14 protein-coding genes and 1 tRNA gene are annotated in these 16,326 nt (G+C 37.0%); 2 read left to right on the top strand and 13 right to left on the bottom strand.

Annotated elements, in window-relative coordinates:
* Positions 1 to 10 precede the first annotated feature (10 nt).
* From ACNI3T_RS14765 to ACNI3T_RS14750, 4 genes are all read right to left on the bottom strand, one after another.
* On the bottom strand, positions 11 to 670 hold the full coding sequence (locus ACNI3T_RS14765) for a YggS family pyridoxal phosphate-dependent enzyme (protein ID WP_418228476.1): 660 nt from the start codon (positions 668 to 670) through the stop codon (positions 11 to 13).
* A 63-nt stretch (positions 671 to 733) separates the two neighbouring features.
* Positions 734 to 1,969, bottom strand: coding sequence for a DUF1015 domain-containing protein (locus ACNI3T_RS14760; RefSeq protein WP_418228475.1), 1,236 nt, complete (start codon positions 1,967 to 1,969; stop codon positions 734 to 736).
* 73 nt (positions 1,970 to 2,042) lie between these two features.
* A complete protein-coding gene (locus ACNI3T_RS14755) occupies positions 2,043 to 2,933 on the bottom strand; it encodes a 3-hydroxyacyl-CoA dehydrogenase family protein (RefSeq protein WP_418228474.1) in 891 nt (296 codons plus the stop codon).
* A 64-nt stretch (positions 2,934 to 2,997) separates the two neighbouring features.
* Complete coding sequence (locus ACNI3T_RS14750; RefSeq protein WP_418228519.1) at positions 2,998 to 3,963, bottom strand: Gfo/Idh/MocA family protein; 966 nt, start codon at positions 3,961 to 3,963, stop codon at positions 2,998 to 3,000.
* 136 nt (positions 3,964 to 4,099) lie between these two features.
* Between ACNI3T_RS14750 and ACNI3T_RS14745 the strand changes: the two genes are divergently transcribed.
* Positions 4,100 to 4,741 (top strand): protein-L-isoaspartate(D-aspartate) O-methyltransferase, encoded by a 642-nt coding sequence (locus tag ACNI3T_RS14745; RefSeq protein ID WP_418228473.1) that lies wholly within the window; start codon positions 4,100 to 4,102, stop codon positions 4,739 to 4,741.
* Positions 4,742 to 4,819: 78 nt separating this feature from the next.
* On the opposite strand, the gene ACNI3T_RS14740 is transcribed toward ACNI3T_RS14745, so the two are convergent.
* Both ACNI3T_RS14740 and ACNI3T_RS14735 read right to left on the bottom strand, forming a co-directional pair.
* Positions 4,820 to 5,842, bottom strand: a complete 1,023-nt coding sequence (locus ACNI3T_RS14740; protein ID WP_418228472.1) for a M28 family metallopeptidase — start codon at positions 5,840 to 5,842, stop codon at positions 4,820 to 4,822.
* Between the two features lie 196 nt (positions 5,843 to 6,038).
* Entirely contained in the window at positions 6,039 to 6,665 is a 627-nt protein-coding gene (locus ACNI3T_RS14735) for an SGNH/GDSL hydrolase family protein (RefSeq protein WP_418228471.1), read from the bottom strand.
* 217 nt (positions 6,666 to 6,882) lie between these two features.
* Here ACNI3T_RS14735 and ACNI3T_RS14730 point away from each other — a divergent pair.
* A tRNA-Ser gene (locus tag ACNI3T_RS14730) sits at positions 6,883 to 6,967 on the top strand.
* An 83-nt stretch (positions 6,968 to 7,050) separates the two neighbouring features.
* Here the strand turns inward: ACNI3T_RS14730 and ACNI3T_RS14725 are convergent.
* The 7 genes from ACNI3T_RS14725 to ACNI3T_RS14695 form a co-directional block, all read right to left on the bottom strand.
* Positions 7,051 to 8,310: a Y-family DNA polymerase gene (locus ACNI3T_RS14725; protein WP_418228470.1), complete on the bottom strand. Its 1,260-nt coding sequence runs from the start codon at positions 8,308 to 8,310 to the stop codon at positions 7,051 to 7,053.
* Entirely contained in the window at positions 8,310 to 8,726 is a 417-nt protein-coding gene (locus ACNI3T_RS14720) for a LexA family protein (RefSeq protein ID WP_418228469.1), read from the bottom strand. The genes ACNI3T_RS14725 and ACNI3T_RS14720 overlap by 1 nt, the downstream gene beginning before the upstream one ends.
* Positions 8,727 to 8,808: 82 nt before the next feature.
* Positions 8,809 to 11,667, bottom strand: coding sequence for a DNA methyltransferase (locus ACNI3T_RS14715; RefSeq protein ID WP_418228468.1), 2,859 nt, complete (start codon positions 11,665 to 11,667; stop codon positions 8,809 to 8,811).
* An 84-nt stretch (positions 11,668 to 11,751) separates the two neighbouring features.
* Entirely contained in the window at positions 11,752 to 12,240 is a 489-nt protein-coding gene (locus tag ACNI3T_RS14710) for a Mov34/MPN/PAD-1 family protein (RefSeq protein ID WP_051201387.1), read from the bottom strand.
* On the bottom strand, positions 12,237 to 13,811 hold the full coding sequence (locus ACNI3T_RS14705) for an E2/UBC family protein (protein WP_418228467.1): 1,575 nt from the start codon (positions 13,809 to 13,811) through the stop codon (positions 12,237 to 12,239). Before ACNI3T_RS14705 ends, ACNI3T_RS14710 begins: the two co-directional genes overlap by 4 nt.
* Positions 13,812 to 13,963: 152 nt before the next feature.
* Complete coding sequence (locus ACNI3T_RS14700; protein WP_051201386.1) at positions 13,964 to 15,043, bottom strand: CBASS cGAMP synthase; 1,080 nt, start codon at positions 15,041 to 15,043, stop codon at positions 13,964 to 13,966.
* Positions 15,030 to 16,100, bottom strand: coding sequence for a CBASS cGAMP-activated phospholipase (locus tag ACNI3T_RS14695; protein ID WP_026914957.1), 1,071 nt, complete (start codon positions 16,098 to 16,100; stop codon positions 15,030 to 15,032). Before ACNI3T_RS14695 ends, ACNI3T_RS14700 begins: the two co-directional genes overlap by 14 nt.
* Positions 16,101 to 16,326: the final 226 nt, after the last annotated feature.

Here is a 16,326-nt window from a genome sequence, read left to right as displayed (position 1 = left end):
TCCTCTTATATTAATTATAGTTGCGTTCTCCAAAGATGCTGCTGCCAATTCTCACCATGGTAGAACCGCATTCAATGGCAATTTTGTAATCGCCGCTCATACCCATAGAGATCTCTTTAAGTTCAGGGAAATCCTGGCTAAAATCATCGAAAGCGGACTTTAAACGATCAAATTCTTCGCGGACCTGTTTCTCATCTTCAGTAAATGTTGCCATTCCCATTAATCCAACGATATTGACATGATTCATTTCAGCATAAGCTTCAGATTCCAGGATTTCATGAGCTTCCTGCCTGCTTATCCCGAATTTTGAATCTTCTTCAGCGATCTTAATCTGTAATAAACAATCGATGGAACGCTCATTCTGCTTCGCGCGTTTATTGATCTCCTTCAACAATTTAAGGCTATCCACCGCGTGAATTAAATTCACATAGGGTGCCATGTACTTTACTTTATTGCGCTGTACGTGACCAACCATATGCCATTCAATATCTTTGGGAAGTTCTTCCCATTTATCGGTCATTTCCTGAATCTTGTTCTCTCCAAAAATTCGTTGACCAGCTTCATAAGCTTCCATAAGATCTTCATTAGGCTTGGTCTTGGAAATAGCGACCAGCTTCACATCCTCAGGAAGTTCACTTCTGTATTTTTTTATATTTTCTGAAACACTCATCCTTTATAACTTTAATTAAGGATATAAAATCCCTGGTAGGGCAGGTTGGTTATTGCGCTGAAGTCAAAATTCATAAATGGTAAGACCACTTCGCAATTTCGGCTCAATATAAGTACTTTTTGGCGGCATGGTCAAATTTTCATCGGCAATTTGCTTGATTTCTTCGATACCGGCAGGTAACATTCCAAATCCGACTTCAAATTCCCCGCTATCTACCCTTGTTTTTAATTCAATTAGATCATTGCGACCATGAATATACGCGATGCGTTTGTCGTAACGAAGATCCTCAATTCCCAGAATAGGCTTCAGAATCTTCTCGTACAATATGTAGGAATCCAGCTCACTTAGTGAATCTGTAAACTTTGCGTTATGCTTCCGAAGGTATAAAGAATAGAACTCGCCATCCAGATACATATTAAAATGATGCTTTTTGGAGGGTTTGTAAATATCGATCCCGCGATTTTCTATTCTGAACCATTCATCCAGCAGGATCAGGAATTCTTCTTTTGAATGTCCGTTCAGGTCTTTTATGAGTCGGCTAAATTCGAAAATTCGAAGGTTGCTTTCAGAGATGAGGTAGCTCATAAAGAAATTATAGGCTTCTTTTCCTGTATGGTCAGGGTTTTGATCTCTGCTTTCCTTCGCCAGTAACCAGGAAGATGCACTACGATGATGACCATCTGCAATATACAATTGTTCGATCGCAGCAAACTGTTGCTTGATCTTTTCAATGTTTTCAGGTTCATCGATAAGCCATAGCGAATGGATTTCCTTATTCGCCGTTGCAAATTCATATTCTGGCCTTGATCTCATTCTTTCCTCCAGCAACTCATTGATCACGGGATCATCTGGATAGGTAAGCAGTACCGGTTCTGTATTAAACCCAACGACCTTCAGATATTCCTTAAATAATTCTTCCCGGTGCGCGATGGTATCTTCATGCCGTTTGATGATGTTTTTTTCGTAATCTTCAACACTTGCCGCTGCAATGATTCCGCAGCAATCCCCATCACGGGTATGAATCTTATAAATATAATAGGAGGGAAGTTCGTCCTGTATAAAAGTGCAGTCTTCACGAAACTCGAGGTAACGGTTCTTGACCATTCCAAATCGCTTTTCACCGCCAATTTCATGCTGAAATTTATACCCGGGATTTATGATGTGTAGAAATGAATAAGGATTGAATTCCAGCTGAGCCTTCAGTTCCTCCTCATTATAATCCTCATATGAACGGGATGCGACAAGCCCGGCAAATTCTCTTGCCGGGCGAACCGCTTTAAAAGGTAATATTTTTGTCAATTTTTAAATGCTATTTCCAGGCTGCATATATTTCAGTATAACCTAAAATTAAGCCCTAATAATTTCAGCAGTTCTAGCTGCTAAATTGTTCCGAAACTTTTTCAGCTTTTCTGCCTTCAGAATAATCATAGAAACCTTCACCAGATTTTACCCCAATCTTGCCTGCGCGAACCATATTGGTAAGTAGTGGGCAAGGTGCATATTTTGGGTTTTTAAAGCCATCATACATTACTTCCAGAATAGAGTGACAAACATCAAGACCAATAAAATCTGCCAGTTGCAGTGGTCCCATAGGATGTGCCATTCCAAGCTTCATCACAGTGTCGATCTCGTAAACTCCTGCAACGCCATTGTAAAGAGTTTCGATCGCCTCGTTGATCATAGGCATTAGAATTCTGTTTGCCACAAATCCCGGGTAATCATTCACCTCTACCGGTACTTTATTTAATTTCTTCGAAAGCTCCATGATCGTATTGGTGATCTCATCGCTGGTATTGTAACCGCGTATGATCTCTACTAACTTCATGATTGGCACAGGATTCATAAAGTGCATTCCAATCACTCTTTCAGGATTAGAAACTGCAGCGGCGATCTGGGTAATCGAAATAGAACTGGTGTTTGTCGCCAGGATAGTTTTTGCTTCAGTATTCGCATCAAGATCCTTAAAGATCTTCAGTTTAAGGTCTGTGTTTTCTGTCGCGGCCTCTACAACAAGGTCTACATCTTTAACTCCTGCAGCAATGCTGGTAAAAGTGCTAACGTTAGATAAGGTCTTTTTTTTGTCATCTTCGGAGATCTTTTCTTTGGACACCATACGATCAAGGTTCTTGGAAATAGTATCCATTCCTCGTTTCAGGCTGTCTTCAGAAATATCGATCAAATGTACTTTATATCCGCTTTGGGCAAAGGTATGTGCGATCCCATTTCCCATTGTTCCGGCTCCTATTACGGCAATATTTTTCATAGAAATATAGATTTTAAGTGTTCCGGATTGCTTCTCTTCGGAAACATCCTGAACAGTTTTTAGTTTAAATATTAAAATTGGCGATCACCTGGTTGGCAACTTTAAGGGCATTTGCCGCCTGTTGCATGGTCACCACCGGTTCGGTATCATTATGGATCGCTTCAGCAAAACTTTCCAGTTCTTCAAGTATCGCGTTGTTGGCTGAAACATCTGGATTATCAAAATAGATCTGTTTCTTTACTCCTTCAGCATTCTGAAGGATCATCGCAAAATCGTCAGGATCTTGAGGAGCATCCTTCATTTTAACGACCTCGCATTTTTTCTCCAGAAAATCTACTGAAATATAGGCATCCCGCTGAAAGAATCTCGATTTTCTCATATTCTTCATAGAGATCCTGCTCGCGGTAAGATTTGCTACGCAACCATTTTCGAATTCTATACGCGCATTCGCGATATCTGGAGTGTCACTAATTACTGAAACTCCGCTGGCATTGATCTTTACTACTTCAGATTTTACTACGCTCATCACCGCATCAATATCGTGGATCATAAGGTCAAGCACCACCGGCACATCTGTCCCACGCGGATTAAATTCAGCTAAACGATGTGCTTCAATGAACATTGGGTTTTCAATGCGATCTTTAACCGCCTGAAATGCAGGATTGAATCTCTCTACGTGACCAACCTGTCCTTTTACTCCATGCTCTTTAGCAAGTTTGATGAGTTCTTCTGCTTCCTCGTAGGTATTGGTAATGGGTTTTTCGATAAATAAATGTTTACCGGCAGTAATCACTTTTTTTGCAACATCAAAATGCGCGAGGGTAGGAGTGACCACATCGATTACATCTGCATCTGCAATAAGTTCATCCAGATTATCATACATTTTGTAGCCAAATTCTTCTGAGATCTTTTTTGCATTTTCAGCATTCGCATCATAAAACCCGATGAGATCATATTTATCTGACTGCTGTAATAATTTAAGATGAATTTTCCCGAGATGACCTGCACCCAGAACCCCTGCTTTCAGCATATATTTTGCATTTTTCACAAAAATAGCATTTTGATATTAAATACTTTACAATTACAGGCCAAATTGGGAGTGCAAATTACTTGGGAATAGTCGGCTTCTTTGCCTAATTTTATACCCGCAACAAAGCAAACCGGACTTGAAAGATACTTACAGACATCAGGGAAAAAGACAGCAATTAGTAAGAACGGTGGAGAAAAAGGGAATCACCGATAAGAAAGTGCTGGCTGCCATTGGAAAGATCCCAAGGCATCTGTTCATGGATAGCAGTTTTGAAGATCATGCATACCAGGACAAGGCATTCCCGATTGCGGCAGATCAAACTATTTCACAACCTTATACGGTTGCATTTCAATCTGAACTTCTGGAATTAAAGCCGGGTGAAAAGGTGCTCGAAGTTGGAACTGGTAGTGGTTATCAAACGGCGGTTCTTTGCCTGCTTGGCGCTAAGGTTTATAGTATTGAAAGACAAAGAGAATTATATAAAAAGACCAAAACCTTTCTAGCTAAGATCGGTTACAGACCTAAATATCTGAGTTTTGGGGATGGTTATAAAGGAATCCCGGAATATGCACCTTATGACAAGATCATTGTTACGGCTGGAGCACCAGAAGTTCCTATGGATCTGCTGAGTCAGTTAAAAGTCGGGGGGCGCCTGGTCATCCCGGTAGGAACAGATGTGCAGATCATGACCCTGTTCATTCGGAAATCTCCAAAAGAGTTTGATAAAACCGAATATGGGAACTTCAGATTTGTTCCATTGCTTCAGAATAAAAACTAGATAATATTTCGCAAGTTGAGATCAAAGCATAAAAAAAGCTCCTGTGAAGGAGCTTTTTAGTTATATGTTATTCAGCAATTATTCTGAATCTTTTTCGATCGGTTTATCAACCACGATTCTTTCATCACGATTAGCGATCTCCCATGCAGTAAGAAATACCAATTGTGCACGTTTGGCCAACAGATCGTATTCGATCTTATCTGGAGTATCGGTCATTTTGTGATAATCGGCATGAGTCCCATTAAAATAGAAAATAATCGGAATGTTGTTTTTGGCGAAGTTATAGTGGTCACTTCGGTAATAGAATCTGTTTGGATCGTTCTCGTCGTTATACTTGTAGTCAAGATCCATATTCACAAATTTAGAGTTTACGTTCTCACTTAATTCATGAAGATCTGTGCTTAGCTTATCACTTCCAATTAGATATACATAGTCTTCTTTCCCTTCATGATTAGGATCGATTCTACCAATCATATCGATATTAAGGTTTGCCACCGTATTAGCAAGTGGGAAAATTGGTTCATCTGTATAAAATTTAGAACCAACCAGTCCTTTTTCTTCACCAGTTACATTCAGGAAAAGAATAGAACGTTTTGGAGTGTATCCATCTTTTCTTGCTTCAACAAAAGCTTCAGCGATTTCAAGAACCCCAACGGTACCAGAACCATCATCATCTGCACCATTATAAACATTTCCTTCATCGTCCATTCCAACATGATCATAGTGAGAAGAAATGACAAGGATCTCATCAGGCTTTTCAGAACCTTTTAAAAAGGCAACGACATTTTCTGTTGGTTTCACATTCCCTCTTCTAAAATAACTTACAGGTACCTCCTGGTAATAGTCATCACCGCCAATTGGAGAAGGCAGGTTGAGACTTTTATATTCGTTCTTAAGATATTCTGCAGCCATTTTCTGACCAGGTTCTCCAGTCTCCCGACCTTCGAATTCATCACTGGCAAAAGTGTAAAGATGTTCTTTAAGTTCTTCGGAAGTGATCGTGTTAGCATATTCCATAGGATCTGCGTTCTCGATCTTCTTGTTATGGGCGCTACATGCGGCTAAAAGGGCAGGTAAAGCCAGAAACCAAATTTTTCTCATATTATAAATTAGTTATTCGTTAATCCCGCCAATATAGCGGTTTTGTTATCAAGGACGTGAATGTCCCTCAGTTAAATAGACTAAGATGATCTTAAAAGGTTTAAATTGAATTTCATGCGTATAGAAGAAATTAATTAAAATTCTATAGAATTTTTATATCATACAGACTGTTGAAGATAAGAATTTTCGAATTTTTCTAACTTTCTCTTGTTGCCTTTTTGATAGCTTCTATAGCTAAAGGCGCCATGATTCGATATGCGATGGAATTAGGATGCACTCCATCTTCGGAAAATTTTTTCGGCAATGCCTTATTTTCATCATGCAAAGAGTCAAAATAATCAAGATAGACATATCCATTCTCTTGCGTAAAATTCTGAAGCCAAGCATTCAGTTCTTCTATTTTGGAAATAGGTTTGAAACTGGGTCGCCATGGATATTCGTAGACTGGAAGTACCGAACTAAGTATCACTTTAATATTTTTCTTTTCTGCCAGGTATGCCATGGCTTTAATATTATCAGTAATCATTTTGATGGAAGAAATATTCGTGTTTTCGGCGATATCATTAGTTCCAGCCAAAATTACTACAGCCTTTGGATTTAGATCCAATACATCTGCCGTGAATCTTATAAGCATTTGTGGAGTGGTTTGACCGCCAATACCTCTACCAAGGTAATTGTTGCGGATGAAAAATTGTGGATCAAGATTCGTCCATGCTTCTGTAATAGAGTCGCCCATAAAAACCACCTCCGGCCATTTTGAGTTTTGTAAAACCTCTTTGTTCTCTTCTCGATACCTATTTAAGGATGCCCAGTCATGCTCCATTATTTTGATATAATTTCTTTTGAGATTGAAAGAAAAGCAAATAAAAATAGAAGCTAAAACTTAAACTGAATTTTTCAAAGTAAATTCTGGATACGAAATTAACTGATACAGAAGCAGCTACGAAAAAAGAGGAAAAAGTTTGGAAATTAGTTGTTGAAAATTAAAAAAGCTTGTTATATTTGCACCCGCAATCAGCAAATAGCTGATGAGACACTCAGGAGAAATGGCAGAGTGGTCGAATGCGGCAGTCTTGAAAACTGTTGAGGGTCACACCTCCGGGGGTTCGAATCCCTCTTTCTCCGCAATGTCAACTGATTATCAGTAACTTATGGAGTTGACACCCAAATTCACACCCAATTCTATAAAGGATTGGGTGTTTTTTTGTTTATACTTTTATTATTATTAATTCTTGCATTCTTGTACTATACCTGTTAGATAATCTCTCTTGCTTGATCTTCCAGGTTCGCCCAAGGTCCTGACCTCCAAATTTCACTTTACCATTTTCCCTGAAGTTTAACTGATCTACCACTTTCATTAATTGTTCGTGCTTTGGGTTTTCTTCTGAGAATAATTTGAACTGTTTTTGTTTTGCCGGAGTGAGTTTCATAGCAATAATACCAGCCTTTTTATACTGGTAACCTTCTTTGTAGATCATCTGGAGACCAGTTAAAGCTGTTTTGACTAATGTAATGCTTGAGTTAGTTGGAATAGGAGTATATACTGATATCCTTGCTCGATACTGCTTAAGATCATTCCTGAATGGATTTGTAAATAAGAATATCTGTAGTAGAGAACAATTGCTATCCTGCCTCCTGAGTTTTTCTCCAATCTTTATAGCATATGTAGAGACTCTTTCTTTCAATTCTGCATAATCACTGTACATACTTTCAAAAGCCCTGGTGACTGCAATATTCTTTTTAAGCGGAGTAGCTTCTAACGACAAAGTGGTTAGTCCTGCTAGATCTCTTTTTAGTCGCAGGCCGACAACTGAAAATTCTTTCCGGACATATTCATCATGTAATTCTACAAACTGCTGAGCATTTTTGATATTAAGAGCTAATAGTCTCTTTTCGTATTGTCGCCCAATGCCCCACACCTCACCAATCTTAGTCCACATAAGGGCTTTCCTGGTTTTTATTGGGTCATTGATGATATAAACTCCACCCGTACGATCTGCAAATTTTTTCGCAATCTTATTCGCAACTTTTGCCAAGGCCTTTGTGGGTGCAATGCCGATACTAATCGGAATACCAGTTTTACTTCGAACAGCTTTAATCATTTCTTTACCGTAAGAATTGAGATCAAAATGTCCTTCAAATCCTTCCAGGAGTAGAAATGCTTCGTCGATAGAATAAATCTCAATATCTGGAGTGAACCTGGAAAGTATATTCATTACTCTTCTGCTCATATCTCCGTAGAGAGCATAATTGGAACTGAAAACATATACTCCATTCTTTTCAAATAGCTTTTCAATCTGAAATGCCGGAGCACCCATGGGTATATCCAAGGCTTTAGCTTCGTTACTTCGAGCAATGACACATCCATCATTATTGGACAGAACTACCACCGGTTTATTTTCCAGAGAGGGATTGAAAACCCTTTCACAGGAGGCATAAAAATTATTGCAGTCTACCAGTGCGTACATTACACATACTTGATTACGTTGGTAACTATTCCCCAGATCAGGAAGTCATTTTCTGCCGTAACCTTTATAGGTTGGTATTTCTGATTCTCAGCAACTAACCAGATGACATCTTTTTCAATTTTGATGCGCTTTACAGTAAATTCCCCATCGATAAAACATACGGCTATTTTACCATTCCTAGGCTCCAACCCTTTAGTTATGACTAAAAGATCCCCGTGTTCTATACCAGCACCAGTCATTGAATCACCTTCGACTCTTCCAAAAAAGGTAGCATCTCGATCTTTAATTATTTCAGAATTGAGATCTATAGATTTATCCAGATGGTCATCTGCAGGTGAGGGAAAGCCGGCTGTTATACTACCAATAAATGGAAAACTGAAAATTCTGGGAATGGCTAAATGAAGCAATAATTTCATGCTTCAAATGTAATAAAATTGGATTTAATCCAAAAAATAGGAATATATCCATTTTAAGATGATTCTTCACTTTTTGGTTTTATTAATCCAATATTTTTACACAGTCCTGACTAATAAATTCTTTCTTGTTATTAATGCATTTTGGTAAACCTGGACTTTCCACATGTTCACCCCTTTTAATTTTATCTGCAACTTCAAAATTAAGTTCAAGTAATTGAATAAGTAAAGTTTTTCGTTTGCTAAATCCGTAAGCAGCAAAAACAGAATCGTCCAGTTTTTTATGCAAATCCTTTAGGGGGCTAGCTCCAGGTTGTTCAATAATTCGATAAATATCACGTAATGAGTAATCATATTTATTCATTATTTCATTTCGCTTTTCTCTCAATTCTCTACCAGCTAAAGCTACTCTTTTAACATCTTTAGGTTTTGGATCTTGTGGAAAGGGAAAGGTGTCCCAAATTGTGTTGGGAGTATAACTAGGGTCTCCTTTTAGGGTAGCTCCTTTTTCATGGTACCATGCTATATGAATAGAAGATTGAATTATACCAAATGTATAATCATCTTCATATGCAAAAACCATAATTGAATCATTAGGGTTAATTTTAGAAGAAATAAATTCAAAAATTGGTCGTGATGATACTCTCGAACAGGCTATAAACCTACTGATTTTAGAAAGTTCGGATTTCATGTCTTTTCTCCCGTAAGAAAGTTGCCACCAGCTTTTCAAAAAATTGATATGATGTTTATTAACCTTAGCCGTTGGATTTTTTTCAAGTAATTTCTTATTTTTTTCTTCCTGGTCATTTGCCTTTTTTTCTCTATCAGGTAAAACCGTTTGTTGGATTCTATTAAAAGGTCCAGTATAACTAGCGGCCTCCATTATATCAATTCCTGTAAAATCAATAACAAATCGTTTTGGTTGACTACCTTTAGAAGAAACAAGTTCTCTTCCAATTAAAATAGGTTTCAAAACAGAATTATTATTTTCAGATTGTTTTAAAATTTCTTTAGCCTCCTCAGTTGCCAATAGAAACCCTGCATGACCATGAGTTTGTCCTTGAAAAACCTTTTTTGGTTTTCGGTTAATCTCCAAAATCTTTGCTCCGGATACGTCAGCATTTAATGAGAGGCTACTATTTATTTCTGAAACCTCATGTTCAATTTGTTCGCCATATTTATCCTCGATGTAAAGTTTTTTCTTACCGTTAAAATGTCCCTTAGTCCAGTTGGCAATAGAAACAAAAACTACTGCATCACCTGACCAGGGCTGGGAAGAAACAGCATTAAAGATTACTCCATTGTTCTTACATATATAATCTAATCCACCTTCCCTACTATAGTTTTGTCTTATGGTATTCGTACCTATCAATCCCGCAAATCCACCATCTTTCAGTACATGATGTGCTTTGTAAAACCAGTAAACACAATAATCAGCACGACCGGGGATATCCTGATAAGCACTACGCAATTTGTTTACATATTCTCCTCCATACTCATCCTGCATATTTTTATTGGATTGAAATGGCGGATTTCCAATTATTACATTAGCATCTATCCAATCTATGAACAGTGCATCTGCAAATATTATATTTTCGTCCATATTATCTAATGGCAAGGTTTCCTCCATTTGAAATCCAAGCCCAAATTGCATTGTGTCCACCCAATCTTTCGTTTCTCTAATAGCTATTTCTTTAGCGAGCATTAGAGTTACTTTTGCTAATTCAACAGCAAACCTGTTATAATCTAAACCATGAAACTGTTTGATTCTAACAATTGACTGCGTACCGATTTCAGCTGCACTTTTCGGAAAATCTTTATGTATTCTATTGAGCAATTCCATTTCGATCCGTTTCAATTCACGAAAAGCAACGTATAGAAAATTTCCACTACCACATGCGGGATCAAGAACCTTAAATTCAGCTAACTCTCTACGGAGTTGCTTCATATCTTTTAGTGTTTTAGCTTTCGCTATCTTTTCGCGCCATGGTTGAATAATAGTAGGGTGAACTATTTTGAGAATATCTAGTTCAGTTGTAAAATGTGCTCCAAATGCATGGCGCGCCTTTTCGCCCATGCTACTTTGAAAAATAGTTCCAAAAATCGCTGGATTTACTTTGTTCCACTTTTGAGAAGCGGCTGAAAAAAGCATAGCTAATTCTTCATCCGTCAGTTCCATTGATTCAGGATTGGCAAACAGACCTCCGTTAAAATATTTCACATCCCGGAACCGTCCACCTCGTGCCTGTTCTTTAGTATTCATCTGCTGAAATAATGAGTAAATTAGATCATAAGAATTACCTTTTCCACTCTTGCAATCAAGGAGAATTTGAGTAAATATATCTTTAGGTAAAAGCTGATAATCCTCAGCAAACATTGTGAAAATGGATTGTAAAATAAAACGTTGAGCACAATTTCTATCTTCTCCTCTTTCTAATAAGGAATTAAAAACTTTAGCTACCAGGTCAGCAGTTTCCCGAGTTGCTTCTTCAAGGTTATTCTCAAATATTGGTGTAGCTGGTTTTGGCAGCATAAAATTAAATGCTGTATAACGGTCTGGAAGTTCTTCAAGCTTAATGCGATCAAGGGGTTCATCTTGTAAAGAAAAGTCGTATATAATGAACTCCTTGAAATTACAGAGAATTGAATACTTTGGTTGATCAGGTCTAAGCTTCCACCAATAATCAAATATTTGAGTTCTATGACTTGGTAAGTGAGCACCCTTTTTTTTCATTTCAATCAACACCTTGTTTTTCCAAAGCAAATCTGCAAAATTTGTGGTGTTTTTAGATTTCACACGAAATTCTAAAGTAGCTCCTGCTTCCTTATAACCGTCATGACCAAATGCTTGAAAAAACCTATCACAATAAACTTGGGCTTCCCCCTTTTCGTCACCATCTAAGGTTAATGCGTACTTTAAAAATTTATCAATTTGTTCTTTCATACAACGATTTAAGGCTTTTTTATGGTAGCAATCTAACTAAATTCTATCTTCTCCTATGAATTGATTTTTGATTGTTGATAGATCTTAATCATTACAATTTGGAGTATCATTAAAATTTACATTTTTTTCGTATTGGTTTTCTGGTGATAATAATTTGAGATAAACTTGTTCAACACCGATAATACACTGAATTACATATGGGTATTGCAAATCATTTTCTTTTAACTGACTAGAGATCATTTTAATATCTGTAGGAGAAGGTGCAGGTTTTGGTTCCGGATGAGTATGCCATTCTCCTAGGTATGTGATAGTTTTTCCACTATTCCAGAACTCATAATTTATTAATAGCTGGGCTATTTTTTTATTTCGCTGAAATGAGTGCCGTGTAGCTTTATCGAAAGAAGAGGGGAGCGAGGCTCGATTTATATAAATATGCTGGTCTCTTACCTGACCCATTAAAATTCCTCCTGCCTCTTTATCTCTTTTTTTGAGCTGGCGGTATTTCTTAAAAATTTCCAAGGTCTCTCTATTCAAAATAAGAGTATAGGGACCAAGCTTTACTTGCTTTGTCATTCAATAATTCTCTTTTCTCCAAAATAATAATTCGCTGTTTCAGCTTTTAGAGTAATTTCTAATTCTTTTGCGATTTCCAGATTTCCAATCCAAGAAAAAACATGAGTTTTATAAGCATCGGGATTTTTTAAAATTTTCGTGATATGTGGTACAAGAGCCCCTAAAAAGAATTGAACCGAATTAGGTGCATATGGGGTATAAATACTTTGACATCCTGCTTCCTGTTTGGCTAGTGCCTCGTGGGACAAGTCCTCAATTAAACTATGAATGAAGTTACCATTATTGTGATATCGTTGATAATCGGGATTCTCTGGATGGAGAAAAATACAATGGCCTGCAATGCCATACGGTTCAACCCATAGGAGAAATGTAGGTCTTGAAAAAATTTTGTACTGAAGTGCCTTGGCTATTGTTTGTTCCTTATTATATTCTCCAATACAAACAAAGAGTGCATTAGTTCTTTGGATAAAATTCGAATCCTTCTCTAAAACTTCCAATACGGATTCTGTTTTTACTTTTATAGATCGCAGGGGGTGTCGCAGGGTGAGATAATCCTTTAAAGCTTCTGTCTTTTTCCAATTAATGTATTGAAAACCTAATAGATGGCGACCAGTATTTTCTAGGCTTAAATAATCCGTATCAATCAAATGAAGTAGGATTCCAGGACCATCCAAAAAATGAATTAAATGTGAGCCTATACTTCCCAGTCCGGCAATAGTATAAGATGGAGCCTCGGTCATGGGGAGACCAACAGATCGGTCCATTAATCGGGAGATAGAATAGACTTGTGGATAAATTCTTATAATGTGCTGAGTAGGTTTCACTTTAAGGAGAAACTCAAATTTTTCATTTACAGTTTTTGCCTGGAAACCCGTAACCTTTCGCAAAGGCTGATGACGCCAGCCGAAGTAACGTGTAGTTTCATTTATCACCTTTTGAAAAATAAAAAATCGAGAGTCTGGATTTTGATTATAAAAATTGATAAAATTTTTATAAAGCGCTGAATCAAAATTTTCTAGATTCTTCTTTAGTTGAATATTTGTTAAGTGGAAAGGCGGCTTCCTGAAGAAAGGTAGCTCCCCAAATACAAAAACGGGATACTGATTATATTTGATATTCTGACGTTGAAGCATTTCCTTAAAAGGCTTTATCAGGGCCTCATCCTGATAAATAACTTTCTTAAGGCTAATTGGGTTTTTATCCAGCAAAAGAACTTGAGTAAATTTACCTAAAGGTTTTTCCGCTATAATAAGATATTTATATTCTACCTGATCTTTTTTTCCGTAGGTCTGAGACCAATAAGATTCAAATTCCTCCTCGTAAGCTGACGTTGGAATTTCTTCGAGGGCTTCTTCCAAAATAGTATGAGCCCTGTTCAGGGCTTCTTTAAGCACTCGAACAGGTTCAGTCATAATTGGTTGCGCCTGATTTGAAAAAAGACATATTTTGCCATCAGATTCAACGTGAGGCCCAAATTCAAATTTTGGATAATCTACCTTGGAAACAAAGACTCTTGGAAATACTACTGGATATTCACTGGGAAACTGCACCCATAATTTAACGGGCTTCATAGAACCATCTGGAAAAATTATTTTGGAAGCTACCTCCCATAATTCCAGATCCTGTTCAAAATCAAATTTGTTTTTATGATATGATTCCAGGACTCGATATCTGATTCCTCTAAGTGCTGTTTTTAGAGCATCTATGGCTTCCTGGTAGTTGTTCATGCACTTTTATCTCTTGAACTGTTAATAATTACCGGATTGGATTGGGTATCTGAGCCTTCCATCTTATCTTTTGCCAGCTGGCAAGGGAAGCGTTTTCCTAGGTGTTCTTTCCACTTTCGACAAGCTTCCTTTTGGTTTTCAGCTGCCATTGCTTCTTTGGCGCTTTCTATAAAGGCATCAAGTCGTTCCTTAAAAAAGTTTTTCTGTTCTTGATTATAAGAGGCGAAAAGGTCTTCACCTACCGGAGATGTTGGTCTTGGACACTGAAACCCATTATTTTCAAGAAACCTTGCGATTTCTTCAAGGGTGAGTGTCATTGATTCATCATCTCGATCTGCAGGGCAGTAATTTCTGCCTGCTAAAATAGTCATAGCAATTCCGGGAGGCATATCATTATCAATATGATCTCCCCAAGCTTTAAGATAACGTACAATACGACGCAATTGGTGATCTTTTTTACGAATATCATTCAACCAATCTTTATACTCACCATAGAATTTTTCTCTCTCAAGAATAAATTCCTGTTTAAATCCTGATTCAGTTTTTTCTTCGAACCAGATTATAAATGCTACAGGATTACTTTCCGGCCACTCTTCATTTAGATGTGCTAATTCCGGTCTATGAATCTCCCGAGCGTAATATATTGGAATATCAACATGATAGTTAAAGTCATTTCCGGGACTACGGAAATGTACACGAACGCAAGGAGGTTTATCTTTAATTTCTTCATAGTTACGATCGGACTTTCCTTGTTCGATTGCACGGATTACCCAATTATGAAAGGTCTGAGCTTTAGGTCTTTGATGTTTTGATAATTGTCCGAAAAAGTATAGTCCATCATCTAAGTCATATTCACAATCCTTATTTTCTGGATTAATAATTGTATCCATAACATAAGAACCCTGACTTTGAAAGGTAATATCATGCCTGGTTTCTCCAGAAGATTTGATGATATTATAACCCGATTGAATACGTTTCCTCAGGTCATTTCGACGTTTTCGTAATTTCTTTCTTCTTTTATCGGTGAGTCGGATTTCTTTGTTGAATTCAATAAATAAATTATTACAATTGGCCATCTACTTTTGTTTTGTATGATTTTTCTGTTTCGAAATAGGCTTTTATTTCTTCTGTTTTCTTATATATGTCAGCTTGATCCTTTCCTTTTCCTTCCATGAGATCAAGCGCATCAGGAGTGGCTACATCTAATTGTACCAGGCTTTCTTGTTGACTGCTAACTTTAAAACTAGGAATTCTGTTATACTCAATATTTAAATCGGGTAATTTCTGAAGTTTCGACATGAAGAAATCAGTAAAAAAACTTTGTCCAGTGAGTGAAGTCTCAAATAGGTCATTTCCCCAATGATAAAATGATCTTTCTCGTTTCATCCGAGTAGGTTTTCCATCTGTTAAGGTTAAACTACTTAGTGATAGTATTTTTACAGAATCATATTTTTTAGGTAAATTTTTTTTATCAAATCCTTCTCCTACAAAATAATCCAGAGCCTCTAATAAACCTGTTAAAGTTGGGTTGTTTGACCAAACTCCCCCGTCTACAAATTGTTTATTGTTGTACAGAGGGATATCGACCATTGGGAAGTATGTTGGTGCGGCAGAAGTAGCCAATGCTACGTCTACCATCTTACATTCATTATCCCGATCTAAATCTCCTTCGGGATGGTCATATTTAAAGACAAAAGGCCTAGCTTCCGTAACAGTATAAGTAGGTATGCATAGAAGATTATGTGAATCTCCTATAGTATGTTCTCCAAAAATGTTTTCGAGAGCCTTTCGCAGGGGTTTGTCAGAATATTTTCCTGTACCAATAATTTGACTTAGAAAACGACGAGATACTTTTTTTCCGAAAAAATTATAATTTTTTGATTCAGGAAAAATTTTTGGTCCTTCTTTCTTATAAAATTCAACTAAATCTCTTGCTGGAATTTTTAAGGAGAGCCCTAAAGCAATTAGTCCACCAGTAGATGTACCACAAATCATATCAAAATGATCCGATATATGACAATTAAATTTAGATTCAAATTCTCGTAGAATGGTTGCAGAGTACAGGCCTTTAATTCCTCCACCATCAATAGATAATATTTTAAAATTCTTTTTTTTTTGATTTCCAGTATCCATTATCTAATAAGTATTTTAAAGGAAGTTATTCCTTTGGAAAGAAACATGTCAAGAGTATTAAAACAGTCAAAAAAGTAATTCTATCAATAAGGTTTATTTGAGTTTTGGTATAAAAAATCAGAACTTATTCTTTTCTTTTTTATGATTGCTGATTGAAATAGCGACCCTGAAAAACGAAAGTTCCATTGTACAAATAGAATACAGATATACTTTTTTTTTTAACAAT

Source organism: Christiangramia qingdaonensis (assembly GCF_048381525.1).
In the GTDB taxonomy this organism is placed as follows: domain Bacteria; phylum Bacteroidota; class Bacteroidia; order Flavobacteriales; family Flavobacteriaceae; genus Christiangramia.
Note: the sequence above shows the minus strand (reverse complement) of the source record. Positions and strands in the feature narration are given on the sequence as shown.